This window comes from Natrialbaceae archaeon AArc-T1-2, assembly GCF_030273315.1.
Classification (GTDB): domain Archaea; phylum Halobacteriota; class Halobacteria; order Halobacteriales; family Natrialbaceae; genus Tc-Br11-E2g1.
This window is the reverse complement of record NZ_CP127174.1, coordinates 850993-867697: the sequence shown is the minus strand read 5'-3', so window position 1 is coordinate 867697 and position 16705 is coordinate 850993. Positions and strand designations below refer to the sequence as shown.

Sequence of the window (16705 nt, the reverse complement as noted above, 5' to 3'; positions counted from 1 at the left end):
ACGGGATCAGTCCGCGCCCAGCCCCTCGAAGTACCGCGCCTGTCGTTCGTCGGCGGCAGGCGACGTCAGCGCCGAAACCCCGACCGTGAGGATCAGTCCGAGCAGCATGCCGACGATGCCGGGCGTCCAGCCGGCGTAACTCGCACGGAAGACGAACTCGAGGACGGCGATCAGCGCGCTGGCGGGGAAGGTACCGACGACGCTGCCGAGGGCTGTAATCACGGCGACGATTGATTCGATAAACAGCGCCGTGAGGTAAAACAGCTGGCTGGCGACGATCCCGACGGTGATCCCGGCACGGGTCGTCCGTCGCCAGTAGAGCGCGACCATCACCGGGAGCGCGAGCTGGGCGAACCCGGAGAAGGCGGCGTCGCCGAGTTCGAACAGCGTGGCGGGGTTGTACAGACTCGCGACGAAGGCGGCGGTCGCGAAAACGGCGACACCGACCCGGGCGATCGTGTCCTCACGGCGGGCGGAGACCCCCCGATCGACGAACGGCCGGTAGATGTCTCGGGTGAAATACGACGAGCCCGAGAGCAACATCGAGTCCGAAGAGGACATCATCGCGGCCATCGCGCCGGCGATGACGAGCGCGACGAACCAGACGGGCGTGTACTCGGCGAGAACGGCGGGCAAGACGTTGCCGCCTTCGGGGACCTCGACGCCGAGTCCGCGTCCCCACGCGCCGAGCATGAACGCCGGGAGGAACAACAGGAGACAGAGAATCGGCCAGAGCGCGAACGACCGTTTGAGCACCGTCTTCGATCCGGCCGCGAAAAAGCGCTGGTTCACCTGTGGGAACATCGCGACGCCGAAGCCGATCGTGATCGCCGTCGAGAGCATCCACTGGGGCGTGTAGAAGTCGCTCCCGAAGGTGAGGTGACCCGGCGCGGCGGCCTCGAGTTCGGCCGTGGCGACGCCGGGGCCGCCGACGGCGGCAAGCACCCAGATCAGCGCAACCCAGGTGACGACGAGCATGAACGCGCCCTGGAGCGTGTCGGTCCAGGCGATGCCACGCATCCCGGCGACGACGACGTAGAGGATCATGAAGACGGTGATGAGCCCGGCCCCGACGCCGTAAGAGACCGCACCCTCGGTCAGCGCCTCGAGTGCGGTGCCGGCCCCGACCTGCTGGAGCATCACGTAGGGAAACAGCCACAGGAGGCCGACGACGGCAATCAGGGCGCGCAACGCCGGCGAGCCGAACCGGTCGCCGAGCATCTCGCCGAGGGTGACGTAGCCGTGCTGTCTGCCGAGTAACCACTGTTTGTAGCCGATCACGTACCAGAGGATCGCGAAGATGATCCCGTCCATCAGCCCCATCACGAGAATCCACTCGGGACCCTGGTGGTAGGCGATGTTCGGCCCGGCGAAGAAGGTAAATGCGGACAGCAGCGTCGCGAACGTCGTAAACAGGAGAACGATCGTGCCGAAGGTCCGACTCGCGAGGTAGAAGTCCTCGGCCGTGCGTTCGGCGAGGCGGTAGGCGACGAGTCCGACCGCCAGCGCGATCAGCATGTACGCCAGGACGATCCCGATCTGAAGCGCAGCGGTCACTCGAGATCACCCCGCCGGCCGGAGGCGTCTCCGGCCGATTCGATGCCGATTCCCCACGCTCGCGTCGCGAACAGCCAGAAGACGATAGACGTGAGCACCATCCAGCCAGCGTGCCACCACACCCACACCGGGAGGCCGGCGACGACGGTCGCCGATCCCCAGAGAAACCACGGCAGCGAGAGGGAGGTGAGGATCACCGCGACCGCAACCCAGACTCCGAGTTCGAGACGACGCATGCACGACCCTGGCGGATCGGAGTTTGGTAACTCTTTCCTTTCGGACGAGATTTTCCCTTCGAACGAGACTGTTGAAGAGATCTCGTCATCACCGACGAGGTGTCCGCTCGCCGGGTTTTCCGAGATAGAAACGACTGCTTCACCGACGAACGGGGAAGGTAAAATCGCGTTTTGAGCTATAGAAAGGAGTATACGTGTCGGGAATCGAACTCGAGAGAAGAGCATGGCCCGTCTGTTTCCCTTCCGGTCTGAGACGTCTTCGGAGGAAGGGCAGCCGCGGGTCGTCGATCTGGCGGGTGAGGACGCCGACGCGGTGTTCAGCGCGCTCTCGTCGACGACGGCCCGGGAGATCTACGCGCGACTCGACGAGGAACCCGGGACGCCGAGTGACGTCGCCGAATCGATCGACTCCTCGATCCAGAACGTCCGCTATCACCTCGAGAAACTCGAGGAGGCGGGGCTGGTCGACGTCGTCGACACCTGGTACTCCGAGAAGGGCAACGAGATGAGCGTCTACGCGACGGCGAACGGTCCACTGATCGTCACCGGAAACGAGTCGACGGCGACGAAGCTCAAAGACGCGCTCTCGCGGTTCGTCGGCGGACTCGCGGCGCTTGCAGGCGGGAGCCTGCTCGTCCAGTACGGTGCCCGGCAGTTTTTCAGCCCCACCGTCGAGGAGTACACGGGTCCGACCGCCGATCCCGCGCCGACGGCGACCGACGACGAACCGGCCGACGAGCCGGCGACCGAGGACGAACCGACAGACGACACGGACGACGAGGTCGACGCGTTCGCCAGCCCGGACGACGAGCCGGCGGCCGACGAAGACGAGGACGTAGCCGACGAAGAGCCCGAGGCGGACGATGCCGACGAGGAAGACGTCGCGTTCGAGGACGCCGACGACGTCGGCGATCCGGCCGCGCCGGACGGGGAGGTACCGGTCGTCACCGACGCCGGACCGGACGCACTCGAGACCGCGACGACGCTGCCGCCCGGACTCCTCTTTTTCCTGGGCGGATTGCTCGTACTCGTGATAGTCACGGCCTACTGGTACTGGTCGGCGAGACGACTGGCGTAGTACGAGCCCTCCCTACCGTCCGAACCGCCGCGACCGGGTACAGAACTCGAGAACCGCTCGTAGGAAGTCTCGCTCGCGGAAGTCACGCCAGTTGACGTCGGTGAAGTACAGTTCGGAGTACACCGACTGCCAGATCATAAAATCCGAGAGCCGTTCCGCACCGGTTTTGATGACGAGATCGGGTTCGGACGGAAAGACGAGGTGACGTTCGACGTCCTCGTCGTCGATCTCGCCGGGCTCGAGTTCGCCGGCCGCGACGCCCTCTGCGAGCGTTCGAACGGCGCTCGTGAACTCGTGTTTTCCGCCGAGTCCGATCCCGATCCGGATCGGCGCATCCGCCCGGTCCCGATCGTCCGGTCCCCGAACCGCGACGTCGCGAGGCGTCTCGAGCTCTTCGAGCTGTCGACGAAGCGTCGGCACTGCCGCGGTGTCGAGGACACTCACGTAGACGGTCACCTGCCTCGCGTACTCGAACGCCCACTCGAAGAAGTCGACGAGCGTCTCGTAGGCCCCTTGCTCGAGGAGGTCGCGTTCGGTGATGACGAGCGCGACGTGCTCCGGCGGATCGCCGACGCGACGGCGGATGCGGAAAGCGAGGTACCGTTCGTACAGTCCCACGAATCGACGTTTCCCGTCGTGAATCCTAACGGTTGCGGCTTCGATCGAGCGCCGAGAACGCCGAAGCGTCGATCGGAAGGACACAACGTTGACGTCCGTTCGCGAGAAGCCACGACCATGGCAGACGGACCGCAGCTTCCGGGCGTCGCCGGCGATGTGGACGAGGACGAGGAAAATCGCATCGTCCTCCACGTCGACGCCGACTGCTTCTATGCTGCCTGTGAGCGGCTCCGCGACCCCGACTTACGCGGTGAGCCCGTCGTCGTCGGCATGGGTTACGAGCCGGGCGAGACCGTCGGTGCCGTCGCCACCGCGAGCTACGAGGCCCGCGAGTTCGGCGTCGAGAGCGCACAAGCGATCTCGACTGCCCTCGAGCGACTCCCCCGCCGGGCGGACCTCCAGGACGATCCCGAACTCACCCGCGCCGAGACGGGTCACTACCGCCCGGTCGACATGGACCACTACGAATCAGTCGCCGCCGAGGTCAAGGCGATTCTCCACGACTGTGCCGACGTCGTCCGTGAGGTCAGCGTCGACGAAGCCTACCTCGACGTCACCGACCGCACCGCCTGGGAAGTGGTCGACGGCTTCGCACGCCACGTGAAAGACCGGGTTCGTCGCGAGGTCGGCATCACCGTCAGTATCGGCGTCGCGCCGACGATGAGCGCGGCCAAGATTGCGAGCGATTTCGACAAACCGGACGGGCTCACCGTCGTCCGCCCGGACGAGGTTCGCGAGTTTCTGTCCCCGCTCGAGGTCGACCTGCTCTACGGCGTCGGCCCCGTCACCGCTCGAGAGCTTCGCGAACTGGGACTCGAGACGGCCGGCGACGTCGCCGCGGCCGATCCCGGACCGCTCGTCGAACGCTTCGGCGAGCGCGGCCGGGAGATCTACGACCGTGCCCGCGGTGAGGACGACCGCGAGGTCGAGCCACGAGGACGACCCAAGAGCTTCTCGCGAGAGTCGGCGTTCGGTTCGCCCGTCGAGGAACCCGGCCCGAAACGCGAGGGAATCGAGACGCTCGCGGCCGCCGTCGCCGATCGGGCGCGCCGGGAAGGTGCGATGTACCGTACCGTCGGCGTCAAAGCCGTCACGCCACCGTACGACGTCCACACCCGCGAACGATCGCTCCCGGGGCCGGTCGACGATCCCGACCTCGTCTCCGAGATCGCCCTCGAGCTGCTCACCGAGTTCGACGACCGACGCGTCCGAAAGCTCGGCGTCAGGGTCTCGAACCTCGAGTTCGCCGCGACAGATCAAGCGAGTCTCGACGGCTGGTCGGCGGGTGACCGAGGGTCGTCCGCCGGTGCCGACGGGACGGATGCCTCGCTCGCCTCGGAGACGGCCGCGGACGGACAGACGTCGCTCGAGGACTTCTCGTGATCCGTTAGAACGCCGGCAATCCGCCTCGTATTTATAACCTCCGTGGACATACTCGAGAGTACACCAGTCGCCAGCGAGCCATGACCGAGGACTTCTACGACCTGCTCGACGTGCCCGAGGACGCCTCCCAGGAGGAGATCACGGCGGCGTTTCGCGAACAGGTCCGGGTGTATCACCCCGACCTGAACGACGACGACCGCGCCCAGGCGCAGTTCGTGGCGCTCAAGAAGGCCTACGACGTCCTCGACGATCCGACCGAACGACAGGCGTACGATCGCCTCGGTCACGAAACGTACGTCGCGAAACGGACCTCCGGGCTCCCGTCGGCAGACGTCTTCGGGACCGACGCCGATGCCGACACTGACACCGACGACGAACCGTCCTCGGAGACGGCGTCGACCTCGACCGGCGACGAATCCAGCGATCGGACGGAGAGACGGGGCTCGTCCTCGAGTACGGACGCCACCTCGGACGACGCGTCCGCTACCGGAGCCGGCGCGTCGACGTCGTCGAGCACAGCGGCCACGTCCGGCACTGGCCCAACGGCTGCGGGCACGGCGACCGCGTCGACGGCCACCTCGAGTGCGACCGCCTCGAGGACGGCGGCCGCCAGCGGGACGGCGTCGTCGACGCACGAGCCGACGGGGACGTCGACCGAAGCGTCGACGCCTCCTCGTGACGAGTCGAACACCGACACCGCGTTCGTCGGATGGGTTCGGGACCCGAACGTGAACGCCGCCTGGGCGCTCATCTGGGCGTCGACGCTTACGTACCTCGCCGGGCTCGTCCACCTCGTCCTCGAGAACGCGGCCGTGTTGTCGACGCTCGGGACGGAACTCGCCGCGGTCGGCGCGGACCCGGCGGGCGCGTGGACGGTTCTCACCAGCGGTCGCCACGAGATCGCCACCCCTGGCGGAGTCCTCACGGAACTCGAGCCGGTCGTGCCATCCGTTACACCGGTAGCGGGGATCGGCGTCGCCGCCGGCGTCGTCGCGCTGTCGTCCGCCCTCCTCGCCGGGACGCGCATCGTCCGGAGCCGACGAGGGCCGGTCTCGACGGGGGAGATGGCCGCACTCGCAGTCGTAATCGGCTTGACGACCGTCCTCGTCGGCGGACCGTTGCTCGCCGGTGCCGTCCTCATGCCGTTGCTGTTCGGGTGGACCATCCACCGGACGCGAAAACTCCCCGGCTGGTCACCGTCGTACGGCTACGTCCTCGCCGTCTTCGCCCCGGCAGTCGCGTTCGCTGTCGGCGCGGCCGTCCCCCGGTCGTCGCCGATCGCCGTGGATCTGCTCGCGTTCGTCGTCCTGCCACTTGCCGGCGCGTTCGGTCTGTCGCTACGGATGGCCGTCAGGCGACGAACCGGGCGATGACGCCACTTCACCCGACTCGCGTCGACACGCCTTTCGTCTGGCGGTAATCGGACGCGAGGATCTCCGCGAGCGTCTCGCGAATCGTCTCGCGCTCGTTTGTCTCCCACTCGGTCGGCTCCCTGATCGGGACGACCAGAACGCCCCGTCCGCGAATCTCGCTGGCGTGGAGGTCAGCCATCTCGAGGTCGAGGCGGTCGCGCTGGGTCGTGTACGCCCGGAGGACGTGATCGGTCGCGCGGTCGCCGACCGGCAGGAGGACGTGGGCGTTGATCGCCCGCAGCTCCGCGTCGAAGACGGGCTCGAGGGAAGCGTACTCCTCGTCGGTCGGGTCGCGTCCGTCGGGGAGCGGGCACAGGTGGAGATAGCTCGCGAACAGATTCGCCACGACGGGACGATTCCGTGGCCCGCTCGCGAATCCGAGGTCGACGGTCAGCTCGTAGACGGCGTCGCCGGAGTCGGTCCCGGTGAACGGGACGCCGGTCGTTTCGCCGCCGTGGACGCCCGGGTGGTCGCCGATCAGGTGGAAGTCGGCGTTGGCGTCGCCGTAGCCGAAAACGGGGCGTCCGGCGTCCGGACTGTGCTCACACGGCGGAGCCATCCCGAAGGGATTGCTCACCCTGTCCGTGACGTGTTTCACGGGGCCGGATACGCCCGGCCGGCATATATTCGTCTCGGGAGTTATGCGTCGGCAACCGCGACGTCCTCGAACGCAGAGATACCAGTCCCGACGACGTTTCGCGAGAGACATGGTGCGCTGCTGGAGCGGCCCTGTCGAGAGGGACGCCCAGTTTCCGGCCTCGAGCGGTCATACGGATCGTTGTAACGTGTTACCGGTGACCGCTGCCCCGTTCGAGCGATCACCGGTACCGAATCACAACAGACCGTATCAGTCGTCGCGTACGTCGTAGGTGTCGATCAGCGTCTCGTGGGATCCGGGCCCGTCAGACCAGACGATCTGCACCGTATCACCCTCGTCGATACCGCCGCCACAGTCGAACGTTACGACGTCTCCGGGCTCGACCTCCCCACTTCCGTCCCAGACATCGTCACAGCGCTCGCCGTCGACCTGGACACGTGTGTTCCCTTCGGAGAGGCGATCCGCCTCGGAGACGGCGATCGTCACCTCGAGACCACCACCGGTACTATCCTCGTAGTACACCAGATCGGCGCTCGGTTCGGACTCGAACACGCCGTACCCCGAGACCGCGAACAGGATCAGTGACATCGCCGAGACCACGATTCCGACGAGTAACACGACGCCGACGACGGGCGACAGACCATCGTCCTCGTCTGTGAGGGGACGACGCGGGCTCATCGACCGACCATACAGGCGCACCCGCTAAATCACTTGCGCCCATCGGAGAACGCCTAGAGAACAACGACCGTCCCGTCTACGATGCCTCGCGAATCCGTTGCGTTCCCGCCGACGCCGCCGTGCGGTTCGTCGACGCGACCGCGAGAATCCACAGCCGACGCGAACTCAACTCGCCTCCTCGAGTGCCGCCAGGGCGTCGGGGTTCTCGAGACTCGAGAGATCTCCCAGGTCTTCGCCGGTGTAGGCGGCTTCGATCGCCCGGCGAATGACTTTGCCGGATTGCGTTTTCGGGAACTCGTCGACGAAGAGGAGCTCGCGGGGGCGAAACGGCTTGCCGTGTTCCTCGCCGACCTGGGCGCGCAGTTCCTCGCGGAGCTCCTTGGAGGGTTCTTCGCCCTCCTCTAAGATGACGTAGGCGACGACGGCAGTGCCCGTCGTCTCGTCGGGAACGCCGACGGCGGCGGCCTGGTTGACCGCGTCGTGGTCGATGAGCACGCCTTCGATCTCGGCGGGGCCGACCTTCCGACCTGCCACGTTGAGGGCGTCGTCGGCCCGGCCGTGGAGGAACCAGAATCCGTCCTCGTCTTTCTGTGCCCAGTCGCCGTGGTCCCAGAGGTCCTCCCAGGAGGACCAGTACTCTTCCAGGTAGCGTTCGTCGCCACTCCAGAGCGACTTGGTCATCGACGGACAGGAGTCACGCGCGACGAGAAAGCCCCGTTCGTTCGTGTCGGCGATGGACTCGCCCGAGGAGTCGACGATGTCGACGTCCATCCCGAGTCCGGGGCCGCCGAGGGTGCAGGGTTTCAGCGGCTGGATCGGCATCGGCATGAGGAAACAGCCACAGATCTCGGTGCCGCCAGAGATGTTGATGATCGGTGTCTCCTCGTTGCCGACGTTCTCGTAGAACCACTGCCAGGACTCGGGATCCCAGGGTTCGCCGGTCGAGCCGAGCAGGCGTAGCGAGGAGAGGTCGTGGCCCTCGACCCACTCGTCGTCTCCGGCTTCTCCGGAGCCGGATGGCTCGTCAGACGACGTCTGACGCGTGCCGTGTTTGCGAAGCGCCCGAATGGCGGTCGGCGAGATACCGAACTGGGTGATCGCGTGGCGGTCGATCATCTCCCAGAATCGGTCGGGTTCGGGATGGTCGGGTGCGCCCTCGTACATGAACGTCGTCCCGCCGAAGGTGTGGGTGCCGATGAGCGTCCACGGCCCCATCATCCAGCCGATGTCCGACACCCAGAAAAAGCGGTCCGAGGGTTTCAGATCGAAGCCGAAGTACACCTCCTTGGCACACTGCATCAACGCGCCGGCGTGGGTGTGGACGATCCCCTTCGGCTTGCCGGTCGTCCCCGAGGAGTACAGCAACATCGACTCCTGGTCCGAGGGCAGGGACGCCGTTTCGTAGGCGTCGTCCTGGCGCTCGACGGCCTCGGCCCACCACTCGTCGCGGTCGGTCCAGGGAATCTCGAGGTCGACGTCGTCGTCGCTGGCACCGAGGCGATCGACGACGATCGTGTGTTCGACGTGGCCCGCCTCGTCGATAGCCTCGTCTGCCGACTCCTTCAACAGGACGTGGTCTCCCCGGCGGTAGAAGCCGTCGCCGGTGAACAAGACGGCGGGCTCACTGTCTTCGATCCGCGTCGCGGCGGCCTCGACGCCGAAACCCGAGAAGATCGGCACCACGATCGCACCGACTTTGAAACAGCCATAGAGGATCGAGACGACCTCGGGCACCATCGGCATGTAGAGTGCAACCGTATCGCCCGTCTCGACGCCCCGCTCTTCTAAGGCGTTTGCTACCTTGTTCGACTGGCGATGCAGGTCGTGGTAGGTTACCTCCCGAACCTCGCCGTCTTCGCCCTCCCAGATGCAGGCGACCCTGTTTCGGGTCTCCGCCTCGAGGTCGGCGTGGCGATCCAGGACGTTGTGGGCGATGTTTATCTTCCCACCGGGATACCAGTCGGTGAACTGTGGCCCCCCGCGGCTCGCGGGTTCATCGCTCGCACCCGCTGAGACGCTTCGTGTCTCGCTCTCGCTGTCGTCTCTGACCTCGTCGTACTCCTCGTCGAACTCGATCCCGAGGTAGTCGACTAGCTCGTCCCAGAACCAGCCGACGCCGCTTTCGTCGACGCCGTCGACCTCCGTTGTGGTGCGCTCGATGAGTTCGTCGTAGTCGTCGATGCCGTACTCCTGCATGAACGCGTAGACGTTCGTCGATTCGACGAACTCCTGGGCCGGTTCGTGGACGATTTCGTCGACCGAATCGTTCTCCATGGCTCATTGTCACTGTTTCACACCATACGCGAAGAAAGTTGTCACCAGTCACATCGACTCGCCATCGCTCGAGTCGCTGTTCGACCCTCCACAAACGATTTAGGTTACGGATGCCGTATCTCGAATCATGTACGTGCGGGACGCGAAAAACAGAGAGGAGGTCTGGCTGCTCGAGCAGATCGAGTCGATGGAGCTCGACGACACGGCGTTCCGCTCGCGCGATTACGTCGTCGCGATCGACGAGAACTCCGGCACGAAGGCAGGCTTCGGTCGCATCCGGGTCCACAAAGGCGAGGTGGACGTCTGTGAACTCACGAGTATCGGCGTCCTCGAGGAGTGGCGCGGCCAGGGCGTCGGTGCCCACGTGATCGAACGCTTACTCGAGTACGCCGGCGACGACGGCTTCGAGGCCGTGTACGCGCTGACTGGCGAGGTAGAGTATCTTATGCAGTTTGGTTTCCGTCCCATCGAGGAAGGGAGGCTTCCGGCACCGCTCGCCGATCGCCTCGAGGAGAAACGCGAGGAGACGGATCCGAACGCGGTCCCGTTACGGATCGAGGTCGGCCGGTTCCGGATGCCGGAACGACTCCGCGAGGCGTTCAAACGTGCAACGGCACGCCAGGACGACGAAGACGACGGCGAGACGGCCGAAGACTTCGGTATTGACCCCGATTCGGCGACGTACAAGTACGATACCGGCCGCTAGTCAGCCGAGTGCGGAGACGACGCCAGCACCGAGAGAGACGGCGACGACGCCGACTGTAAGGAGCGCGTAGTTTGCGACCGGGTTCGCCGCCCGCGTGAGATCGAGCGTGTAGTGTCGGTCCGACACGGGCCAGAACGGTCGAATCCCCATCGGTGTGATCGCGTCGGCCAGCAGGTGTGAGACGATCGCGAGCGTCCCGACGACGAAAGCGAACGCGCCGATCGAAACGCCGCCGACGGTCGAGGACGGACCGACGGCGACGGTCGCCGCGACGGAAACGACGATTCCGACCAGTACGGCGAACAACACGGTGTGAGTCGGTCCTCGATGTTCGATAGACGGCAGCTGGTGATCGACGTCGGGTAGCGTCGCGAGCGCGATCGAGACGAGCGCGCCGCCGATTGCCACCGATTCGTGGCCCGCAAGCGCGGTGGCCACGCCAAGCGGCGTGTACGCGAGCAGTGCCGCGCCGACGTGTCCAGCCTGGTACATCTGGACAGTGTGAGGCGCCAGCGAAATATAACTCCACCGGCACGGCCTGCCGAGGTCCAGTACGGGTTTACGTCTCCGATGCGTACCGGGAGGCGATGAAAGCGAGTATCCTGGACACCATCGGCTCGCCGCTGGTCCAGGTCGACTCACCCGAGGGGACGACCGTCGCCGCCAAGGTCGAGTCGTTCAATCCCGGTGGATCGGCCAAAGATCGCCCCGCCATGGCGATGGTCCGGGCGGCCGAGGAAGACGGCACGCTCGAGCCGGGCGACCGGATCGTCGAACCGACGAGCGGAAACACGGGGATCGGGCTCGCACTCGTCTGTGCCGCTCGCGGCTACGACCTCACGATCGTCATGCCCGCCTCCAAGTCCGAGGAACGACGGCAGATCATGGCCGCCTACGGGGCCGACCTCGAGCTCGTCGAGGGCGACATGACCGACGCCCGCGAGCGGGCCGACGAGATTGAGGCCGAGGGCGCGGTCCAGCTCGGCCAGTTCGACAACCCGGCGAATCCCGAGGCTCACTACCGGACGACCGGCGAGGAGATCGTCGAACAGGTCGGCGACCGCGAGGTCGACGTCTTCGTCGCGGGCGTGGGTACCGGGGGGACGCTGTCGGGTGCCGGCCGGCGGCTCCGCGAGGCGTTTCCCGACGTCGAGATCGTCGCCGTCGAGCCCGAACGAAACGCCGTACTCTCGACCGGCGAAGCCGGCGACGACGACTTCCAGGGGATGGGACCCGGCTTCGTCAGCGAGAACCTCGATACCGATCTGATCGATTCCGTCGAGACGGTTCGACTCGAGGACGCCGAAGCCGAGTGTCGCCGTCTCGCCCGCGAGGAGGGGGTGCTCGTCGGCCAATCCAGCGGCGCGACGAGTCTCGTCGCCCAGCGAGTCGCCAGCGAGATCGCCGATCCGGATCGCGAGTGTCCGACCCTGCCCGACCCCTTCGAACGGCAGTTCGGGACACCGACGGAGGCCGACGGGGGTGACGTCGAGGACTGTCCGCTCGTCGTGACAGTCTTCTGGGACAGCGGCGAACGCTACCTCTCGACCGGTCTGTTCGACTGACTCGACTACCACCGAATCGTGCAAACGCGTGAAACCATCGGATTCTGAAATACCCCGCGTGGTATTTTATCGATGGTAGTGGAAGCCGCGTCGTATGAGCGATTCCGACCCGGACGTGATCGTCGTCGGCGGCGGCCCCGCCGGCCTCAGTGGCGCATTGTTCACCCAGAAGAATGGCCTCGAGACGACCGTCTTCGATACGGACGAAACGTGGATGCACAAGGCCCACCTCTTCAACTACCTCGGCATCGGCTCCCGGGACGGGTCGGCGTTCATGGAGACCGCCCGCGAACAGGTCGACAGCTTCGGCGTCGAGCGCAGACAGGAGGAGGTAACGGACGTGACCGAAACCGACGACGGCTTCCGCGTCGAGACGGACGACGGCGAAGAAGACGCCGACTACGTGATCCTCGCGACCGGCGCGAACCGCGACTTGGCGGAGTCGTTGGGCTGTGACTTCGACGGAGACATCGTCGACGTCGACGTGACGATGGAGACGAACGTCGCGGACGCCTACGCGACGGGTGCGATGGTCCGGGCCGAGGAGTGGCAGGCAGTCATCGCCGCCGGCGACGGCGCGGCTGCCGCGCTCAACGTGCTCACGAAAGAAAAGGGCGAACACTTCCACGACTTCGACGTTCCCGCCGACGCCGACGCGGTCTTCGAGTCGATGGCCGACGAGGAGTGACGGCGTCGATTCCTACCGGCTCTCACGCTCGAGAAACCCCCGCAAGATCTCGTTGAACCGTTCGGGCCGTTCCCGCGGCGTCCAGTGACCGCAGTCGTCGAGGATCTCGAGGTCGGCCTCGGGAATCTTCGCCGCGGCGCGTTTCGACCAGCGGACGGGAAAGAGCGGATCCTCGGCACCGTGGACGAGCAGCGTAGGAACGGACAAGAACTCGAGGTCCTCGAGGTAGCTCGTCGCGGCCGTCCCGTCGGGGCCGAGTTCGTTGCGCTGGAACGCTTCGAACGCCGTTCCGGCACCCGGCCGGCTCGCCCGCGATCGGACGGCCTCGACGAACTCGTCCGAGAGGTTGTGAGGGTTCGCGACGACGTTTCCAAGTCCTAGCCGCGTTGCCTGTTTCGAGGTGCCGATCGCGGACCAGGCCATCGCGTTCGATCCCGGGACGTATGCGGCGGTCTTCCAGAACGGGCCGGCCGGGATCTCCCGTCCGAGCCCGTAGCTGTCGACGAGCGCCAGTCGATCGACCCGCTCGGGCCGTTCGAGCGCGTATCCGAGCGCCGCGGCTCCGCCCATCGAAATGCCGGCGAGTGTCGCTCGCTCGAGGCCGACCGCCTCGAGAAAGCCGGCGAGGACGTCGACGTAGGCTTCCGTCGTGTGGGTGATCCCGTCCTCGCTGTCGCCGTACCCGGGCCAGTCGGGGGCGTACACCCGATACTCCTCGGCTACGGCGTCGATCGTGTGTCGCCACGAGAGTCGCGAGTCGTCGACGCCGCCACCGTGGAGCAAGACGACGGGTGGGCCGTCCGTTCCGGCCCGCTGGTAGGCGATACGTCGTCCGTCGACCGTCGTGATTCCGGTGCCACTCATGCGGAAAACTCAGCCTCCGTGAGCCGAACGACCAGCGTCTCGGCGACGTCCCGGAGGTCGTAGGCGGGGACGTTGCCGTCGGTCCGGCGGGCGTACAGCGGTTCGACGAGCCGGACGGGTGCCGTGAGGGTCGCGCCACCGGGTCCGCTCTCGGAACCGCCTGCGGTGTCGTCCTCCTCGGCCGACTCGACGCCGTAGATCTTCAGATACTCGCCCGTCTCCTCGGGCGTGATCTCGCCGCTTCGAAGCGACTCCGCGAGCTCGCGTGAGAGCCACTCCGCCTCGCTGACGCTTGGCTCCTGGAGCAGTGCCTCGTCGACGAACCGGACGAGGTACCACTCGAGATCGTTGAGAAGAGAGACGGCCGCGCCGACGCTGACCGTCCGGACGGCGAGCGTGTTCTCGAAGGGGCATTCGAGGTCGTAGGTCGCGAGGGCCTCCCGAGAGGTCTCCCGCGAGAGGAGTTCGTACCGCAGGTTCACGTCCGGGGAGCCGATGAAACAGACGCGGGTCACTGTCTCACGTGGGAGCGAGAGCGTAATGTCGGTTTCGCCTTCGGGTGCAGCTTACGGCTCGACGCGGTCCGCGTTCGCGGCCGCCCGCACGGCGTACTCGAGTACGTCGTCGGGCTCGGCCGCGAGCAGTGGCTCGAGACGGGCGTTTGTCTCGGCGCGGTCGGGGGCGACCCGGTTACAGCCCGCCGGGATCGTCGAGTCGGTGAACGTCTCGATCTCGCGGGCACGGGCGACGATGTCCTGTTTGTCCCAGGTCAAAAGCGGCCGGTGGATGGGGATGTCGGTGACCCGACTCGTGACGCCGAGGTTCTGGGCGGTCTGGCTCGACTTCTGGCCGAGGGCCTCGCCGGTGACGATGCCGCTTGCGTCGACCTCCGCGGCGATTTCCTCGGCGACGCGATAGAAGAAGCGCCGCAGCGAGAGCATGCGTCCTTCCTCCATCGTCTCGACGAGTCGCTCCACGGCGTTCCCGCCGGGTACCCGGTAGACGCGCATGTCGAAGTTCGGGGCGTAGTGTGCGAGCGAGCGAACTGTCTCCATCGCGCGTGCCTCGTGGTCGACCCCGCCGTACTCCCCGAGGTCGACGTAGACCGGGACCACGGGACTGCCCCGACACATCACCTCGTAGGCCGCGACCGGCGAGTCGATGCCGCCGCTGATCAGCGCGACCATCGGAGCCTGCGAGCCAAGCGGGAGCCCGCCGGGCCCGTCGAGTTCCTCGAGGTAGACGTAGGCGGCGTCCTCGCGGACTTCGACGCCGAAGGTGAGGTCTGGATCCTCGAGGTCGACCTCGGGCTCGAACTCGTCCTCGACGGCGGCCCAGATTTCGTCGCCGCCCTCGCGAGCGAGGTCCTCGCTCGTAAACGGCAGGTCCTTGTCGGCCCGGCGGGCGTCGACGGCGAAGGAGCCGCCGTCGTAACACTCGCGGGCGGTCTCGGCGAGGGCCTCGTAGATGGCTTCCCGTTCGGGCGTGACGGCCCGTGCCGGACTGGCCGAGACGACGCCGAACGCGTCGGCGGCCGTCGCCGCCGCCTCGGCGACCGACGCCTCGTCGGTGTGGACGAGCAGCCGGTTCCAGCGCCGGTCGACCTCGCCGGGAACCGACCGGTCCGCGAGCAGGGCCTCGAGGTGCTCGACGAGCAGCCCAACCATGTACCGCTTGACCTGCGTGCTCTTTACGTTCACGTCGCCGTGGCGAACGAGCACGACGTCGGCTCCCGGCGGATGCATGCTTCGAGGTAGTTGGTCGCCGCTTAAGGGGGTTACGAGGGATCGGCCGACTCCGCAACCGTCGGGTTGATCCGTCCCGTGTGACGGTAGATGCCGGCGAGGAGGATCACGCCGGCGAGCGCCGGAACGATCGCACTCGCGGCGTAGACGGCCTCGAAGCCGACGGTTCTGACGAGCGGCAGCGAGACGAGCGGCCCGAGCCCGCCGCCGACGTCACCCAGGACGTTGTTCGTCCCCACGGCGCGGCCCATCCGCTCGTCGGGCGTGAGATCGGCGAGCAAGGCGGTGAGCGGACCGCCGACGCCGCCCTGGCCTGCGCCGATCAGGAGACAGGCGAGCACGAGCACCTCGAGCGAGGAGGCGAACGCGAGGACGGCGAAGCCGACACACGTCGTCAGGAGGAAGACGATCAACACCGGAACGCGCGCGCCGACCGTATCGCTCAAGACGCCGCCGCCGATCGTAAACGTCGCGCCTGCGAGCACGGTTACGGCCATCAACATACCGGAGGTACCCTGGGCGTCGAGCCCGAAGACGGCGACCTCGCGGGCTCCGAGCAGGAGGACGAGCGTCGAGAACAACACGCCGATGTACGCGAAGTAGAGCCCGAAGTTGACGAGGCCAACGGTGAGTGCGGGGACGGTCGTCTCGACGTCCCAGGGTTTGACCGAGCCCTTCGGGTTCTCGACGTGTGTCTCCGGAACGATCAGGTAGGCGATGACGCTCGCGAACGCGGCGAAGGCGGCGGCCAGCACGAACGCCTCTGAGTTGCCGTAGAGGTCGCTGACGACACCTCCGAGGACGAGCCCAGCCGGGAAGCCGAAGGTGATGCCGGCCCGGACGATGCCCATGCTCGCCCCCCGCGAGTCGGCCTCGCTGACGTCTGCCGTGATCGTGTACGCGGTCGCGAATACGAGCGCGCTACCCACTCCCCAGAGAACCCGCGCGAGGAGAAACCACGCTTCCGGCGCGCCGGAGTGAAGCGCAATTACGTAGCCAAAGGTCGCGACGCCCTCGATCGCGAGTCCGGCGACGAACGGCGTTCGCGTCCCGACGCGGTCGACGAGTGCTCCCGCCGGCGCGTTGCTCACCAGTCGGACGAACCGGTTCGCGCTCAAGATGAGCCCGACCATAACCGCCGAGATGCCGAGTGCCGCCTCGAGGTTCGGCAGAATCGGAAACACCACACCGCCGCCGAAGCCGACGAAGAACGTGCTCGCGACGACGGCGAGAACGACGCTACGGGAGCTACTCGAGTCGGTCACCGAACGGATCCGTCCCGTCGTACGGCGGGATCGGTCTT

General features: G+C 66.6%; 18 protein-coding genes. 7 read left to right on the top strand and 11 right to left on the bottom strand.

What is annotated here, in order from left to right; genetic code table 11:
- Positions 1 to 6 precede the first annotated feature (6 nt).
- Both QQ977_RS04345 and QQ977_RS04340 read right to left on the bottom strand, forming a co-directional pair.
- Positions 7 to 1557, bottom strand: coding sequence for a sodium:solute symporter family protein (locus QQ977_RS04345; protein ID WP_285927747.1), 1551 nt, complete (start codon positions 1555 to 1557; stop codon positions 7 to 9).
- Positions 1554 to 1793 (bottom strand): DUF3311 domain-containing protein, encoded by a 240-nt coding sequence (locus QQ977_RS04340; protein WP_285927746.1) that lies wholly within the window; start codon positions 1791 to 1793, stop codon positions 1554 to 1556. Before QQ977_RS04340 ends, QQ977_RS04345 begins: the two co-directional genes overlap by 4 nt.
- On the opposite strand from QQ977_RS04340, the gene QQ977_RS04335 reads away from it, so the two are divergent.
- On the top strand, positions 1792 to 1968 hold the full coding sequence (locus tag QQ977_RS04335; RefSeq protein WP_285927745.1) for a hypothetical protein: 177 nt from the start codon (positions 1792 to 1794) through the stop codon (positions 1966 to 1968). The two genes, QQ977_RS04340 and QQ977_RS04335, sit on opposite strands and share 2 nt — an antisense overlap.
- A gap of 48 nt (positions 1969 to 2016) precedes the next feature.
- Positions 2017 to 2871: an ArsR/SmtB family transcription factor gene (locus QQ977_RS04330; protein ID WP_285927743.1), complete on the top strand. Its 855-nt coding sequence runs from the start codon at positions 2017 to 2019 to the stop codon at positions 2869 to 2871.
- A 12-nt stretch (positions 2872 to 2883) separates the two neighbouring features.
- On the opposite strand, the gene QQ977_RS04325 is transcribed toward QQ977_RS04330, so the two are convergent.
- Positions 2884 to 3489: an undecaprenyl diphosphate synthase family protein gene (locus QQ977_RS04325; RefSeq protein WP_285927742.1), complete on the bottom strand. Its 606-nt coding sequence runs from the start codon at positions 3487 to 3489 to the stop codon at positions 2884 to 2886.
- Positions 3490 to 3606: 117 nt separating this feature from the next.
- Here QQ977_RS04325 and dinB point away from each other — a divergent pair, with 117 nt between their 5' ends.
- Together dinB and QQ977_RS04315 are read left to right on the top strand one after the other, a co-directional pair.
- Positions 3607 to 4872: a DNA polymerase IV gene (dinB, locus tag QQ977_RS04320; RefSeq protein WP_285927740.1), complete on the top strand. Its 1266-nt coding sequence runs from the start codon at positions 3607 to 3609 to the stop codon at positions 4870 to 4872.
- An 80-nt stretch (positions 4873 to 4952) separates the two neighbouring features.
- A complete protein-coding gene (locus tag QQ977_RS04315; protein ID WP_285927739.1) occupies positions 4953 to 6245 on the top strand; it encodes a J domain-containing protein in 1293 nt (430 codons plus the stop codon).
- 7 nt (positions 6246 to 6252) lie between these two features.
- Here the strand turns inward: QQ977_RS04315 and QQ977_RS04310 are convergent, their stop codons facing one another.
- The 3 genes from QQ977_RS04310 to QQ977_RS04300 form a co-directional block, all read right to left on the bottom strand.
- Entirely contained in the window at positions 6253 to 6882 is a 630-nt protein-coding gene (locus QQ977_RS04310) for a uracil-DNA glycosylase family protein (protein WP_285927738.1), read from the bottom strand.
- Positions 6883 to 7131: 249 nt separating this feature from the next.
- The gene (locus tag QQ977_RS04305; RefSeq protein ID WP_285927737.1) at positions 7132 to 7560 is read right to left on the bottom strand and encodes a type IV pilin; all 429 of its coding nucleotides are present in this window, start codon (positions 7558 to 7560) and stop codon (positions 7132 to 7134) included.
- 165 nt (positions 7561 to 7725) lie between these two features.
- A complete protein-coding gene (locus tag QQ977_RS04300; protein ID WP_285927736.1) occupies positions 7726 to 9834 on the bottom strand; it encodes an AMP-binding protein in 2109 nt (702 codons plus the stop codon).
- 127 nt (positions 9835 to 9961) lie between these two features.
- Here QQ977_RS04300 and QQ977_RS04295 point away from each other — a divergent pair, with 127 nt between their 5' ends.
- Positions 9962 to 10540: a GNAT family N-acetyltransferase gene (locus QQ977_RS04295; protein WP_285927734.1), complete on the top strand. Its 579-nt coding sequence runs from the start codon at positions 9962 to 9964 to the stop codon at positions 10538 to 10540.
- Here the strand turns inward: QQ977_RS04295 and QQ977_RS04290 are convergent, their stop codons facing one another.
- Positions 10541 to 11032 carry a metal-dependent hydrolase gene (locus QQ977_RS04290; protein WP_285927733.1) on the bottom strand — a complete coding sequence of 164 codons (492 nt, stop codon included), beginning with the start codon at positions 11030 to 11032 and terminating at the stop codon, positions 10541 to 10543.
- Positions 11033 to 11127: 95 nt separating this feature from the next.
- On the opposite strand from QQ977_RS04290, the gene QQ977_RS04285 reads away from it, so the two are divergent.
- Together QQ977_RS04285 and QQ977_RS04280 are read left to right on the top strand one after the other, a co-directional pair.
- Positions 11128 to 12105 (top strand): PLP-dependent cysteine synthase family protein, encoded by a 978-nt coding sequence (locus QQ977_RS04285; RefSeq protein WP_285927732.1) that lies wholly within the window; start codon positions 11128 to 11130, stop codon positions 12103 to 12105.
- Positions 12106 to 12199: 94 nt separating this feature from the next.
- The gene (locus QQ977_RS04280) at positions 12200 to 12793 is read left to right on the top strand and encodes an NAD(P)/FAD-dependent oxidoreductase (protein ID WP_285927731.1); all 594 of its coding nucleotides are present in this window, start codon (positions 12200 to 12202) and stop codon (positions 12791 to 12793) included.
- A 12-nt stretch (positions 12794 to 12805) separates the two neighbouring features.
- Here QQ977_RS04280 and QQ977_RS04275 read toward each other — a convergent pair whose 3' ends face one another.
- The 4 genes from QQ977_RS04275 to QQ977_RS04260 are packed head-to-tail and all read right to left on the bottom strand — an operon-like array spanning position 12806 to position 16667.
- Positions 12806 to 13657, bottom strand: a complete 852-nt coding sequence (locus QQ977_RS04275; RefSeq protein WP_285927730.1) for an alpha/beta fold hydrolase — start codon at positions 13655 to 13657, stop codon at positions 12806 to 12808.
- Positions 13654 to 14172: a DUF5804 family protein gene (locus tag QQ977_RS04270; protein ID WP_285927729.1), complete on the bottom strand. Its 519-nt coding sequence runs from the start codon at positions 14170 to 14172 to the stop codon at positions 13654 to 13656. Before QQ977_RS04270 ends, QQ977_RS04275 begins: the two co-directional genes overlap by 4 nt.
- Before the next feature lie 51 nt (positions 14173 to 14223).
- On the bottom strand, positions 14224 to 15402 hold the full coding sequence (locus QQ977_RS04265) for a tRNA sulfurtransferase (RefSeq protein ID WP_285927728.1): 1179 nt from the start codon (positions 15400 to 15402) through the stop codon (positions 14224 to 14226).
- Between the two features lie 32 nt (positions 15403 to 15434).
- Complete coding sequence (locus QQ977_RS04260) at positions 15435 to 16667, bottom strand: MFS transporter (protein WP_430540842.1); 1233 nt, start codon at positions 16665 to 16667, stop codon at positions 15435 to 15437.
- Positions 16668 to 16705 lie beyond the last annotated feature (38 nt).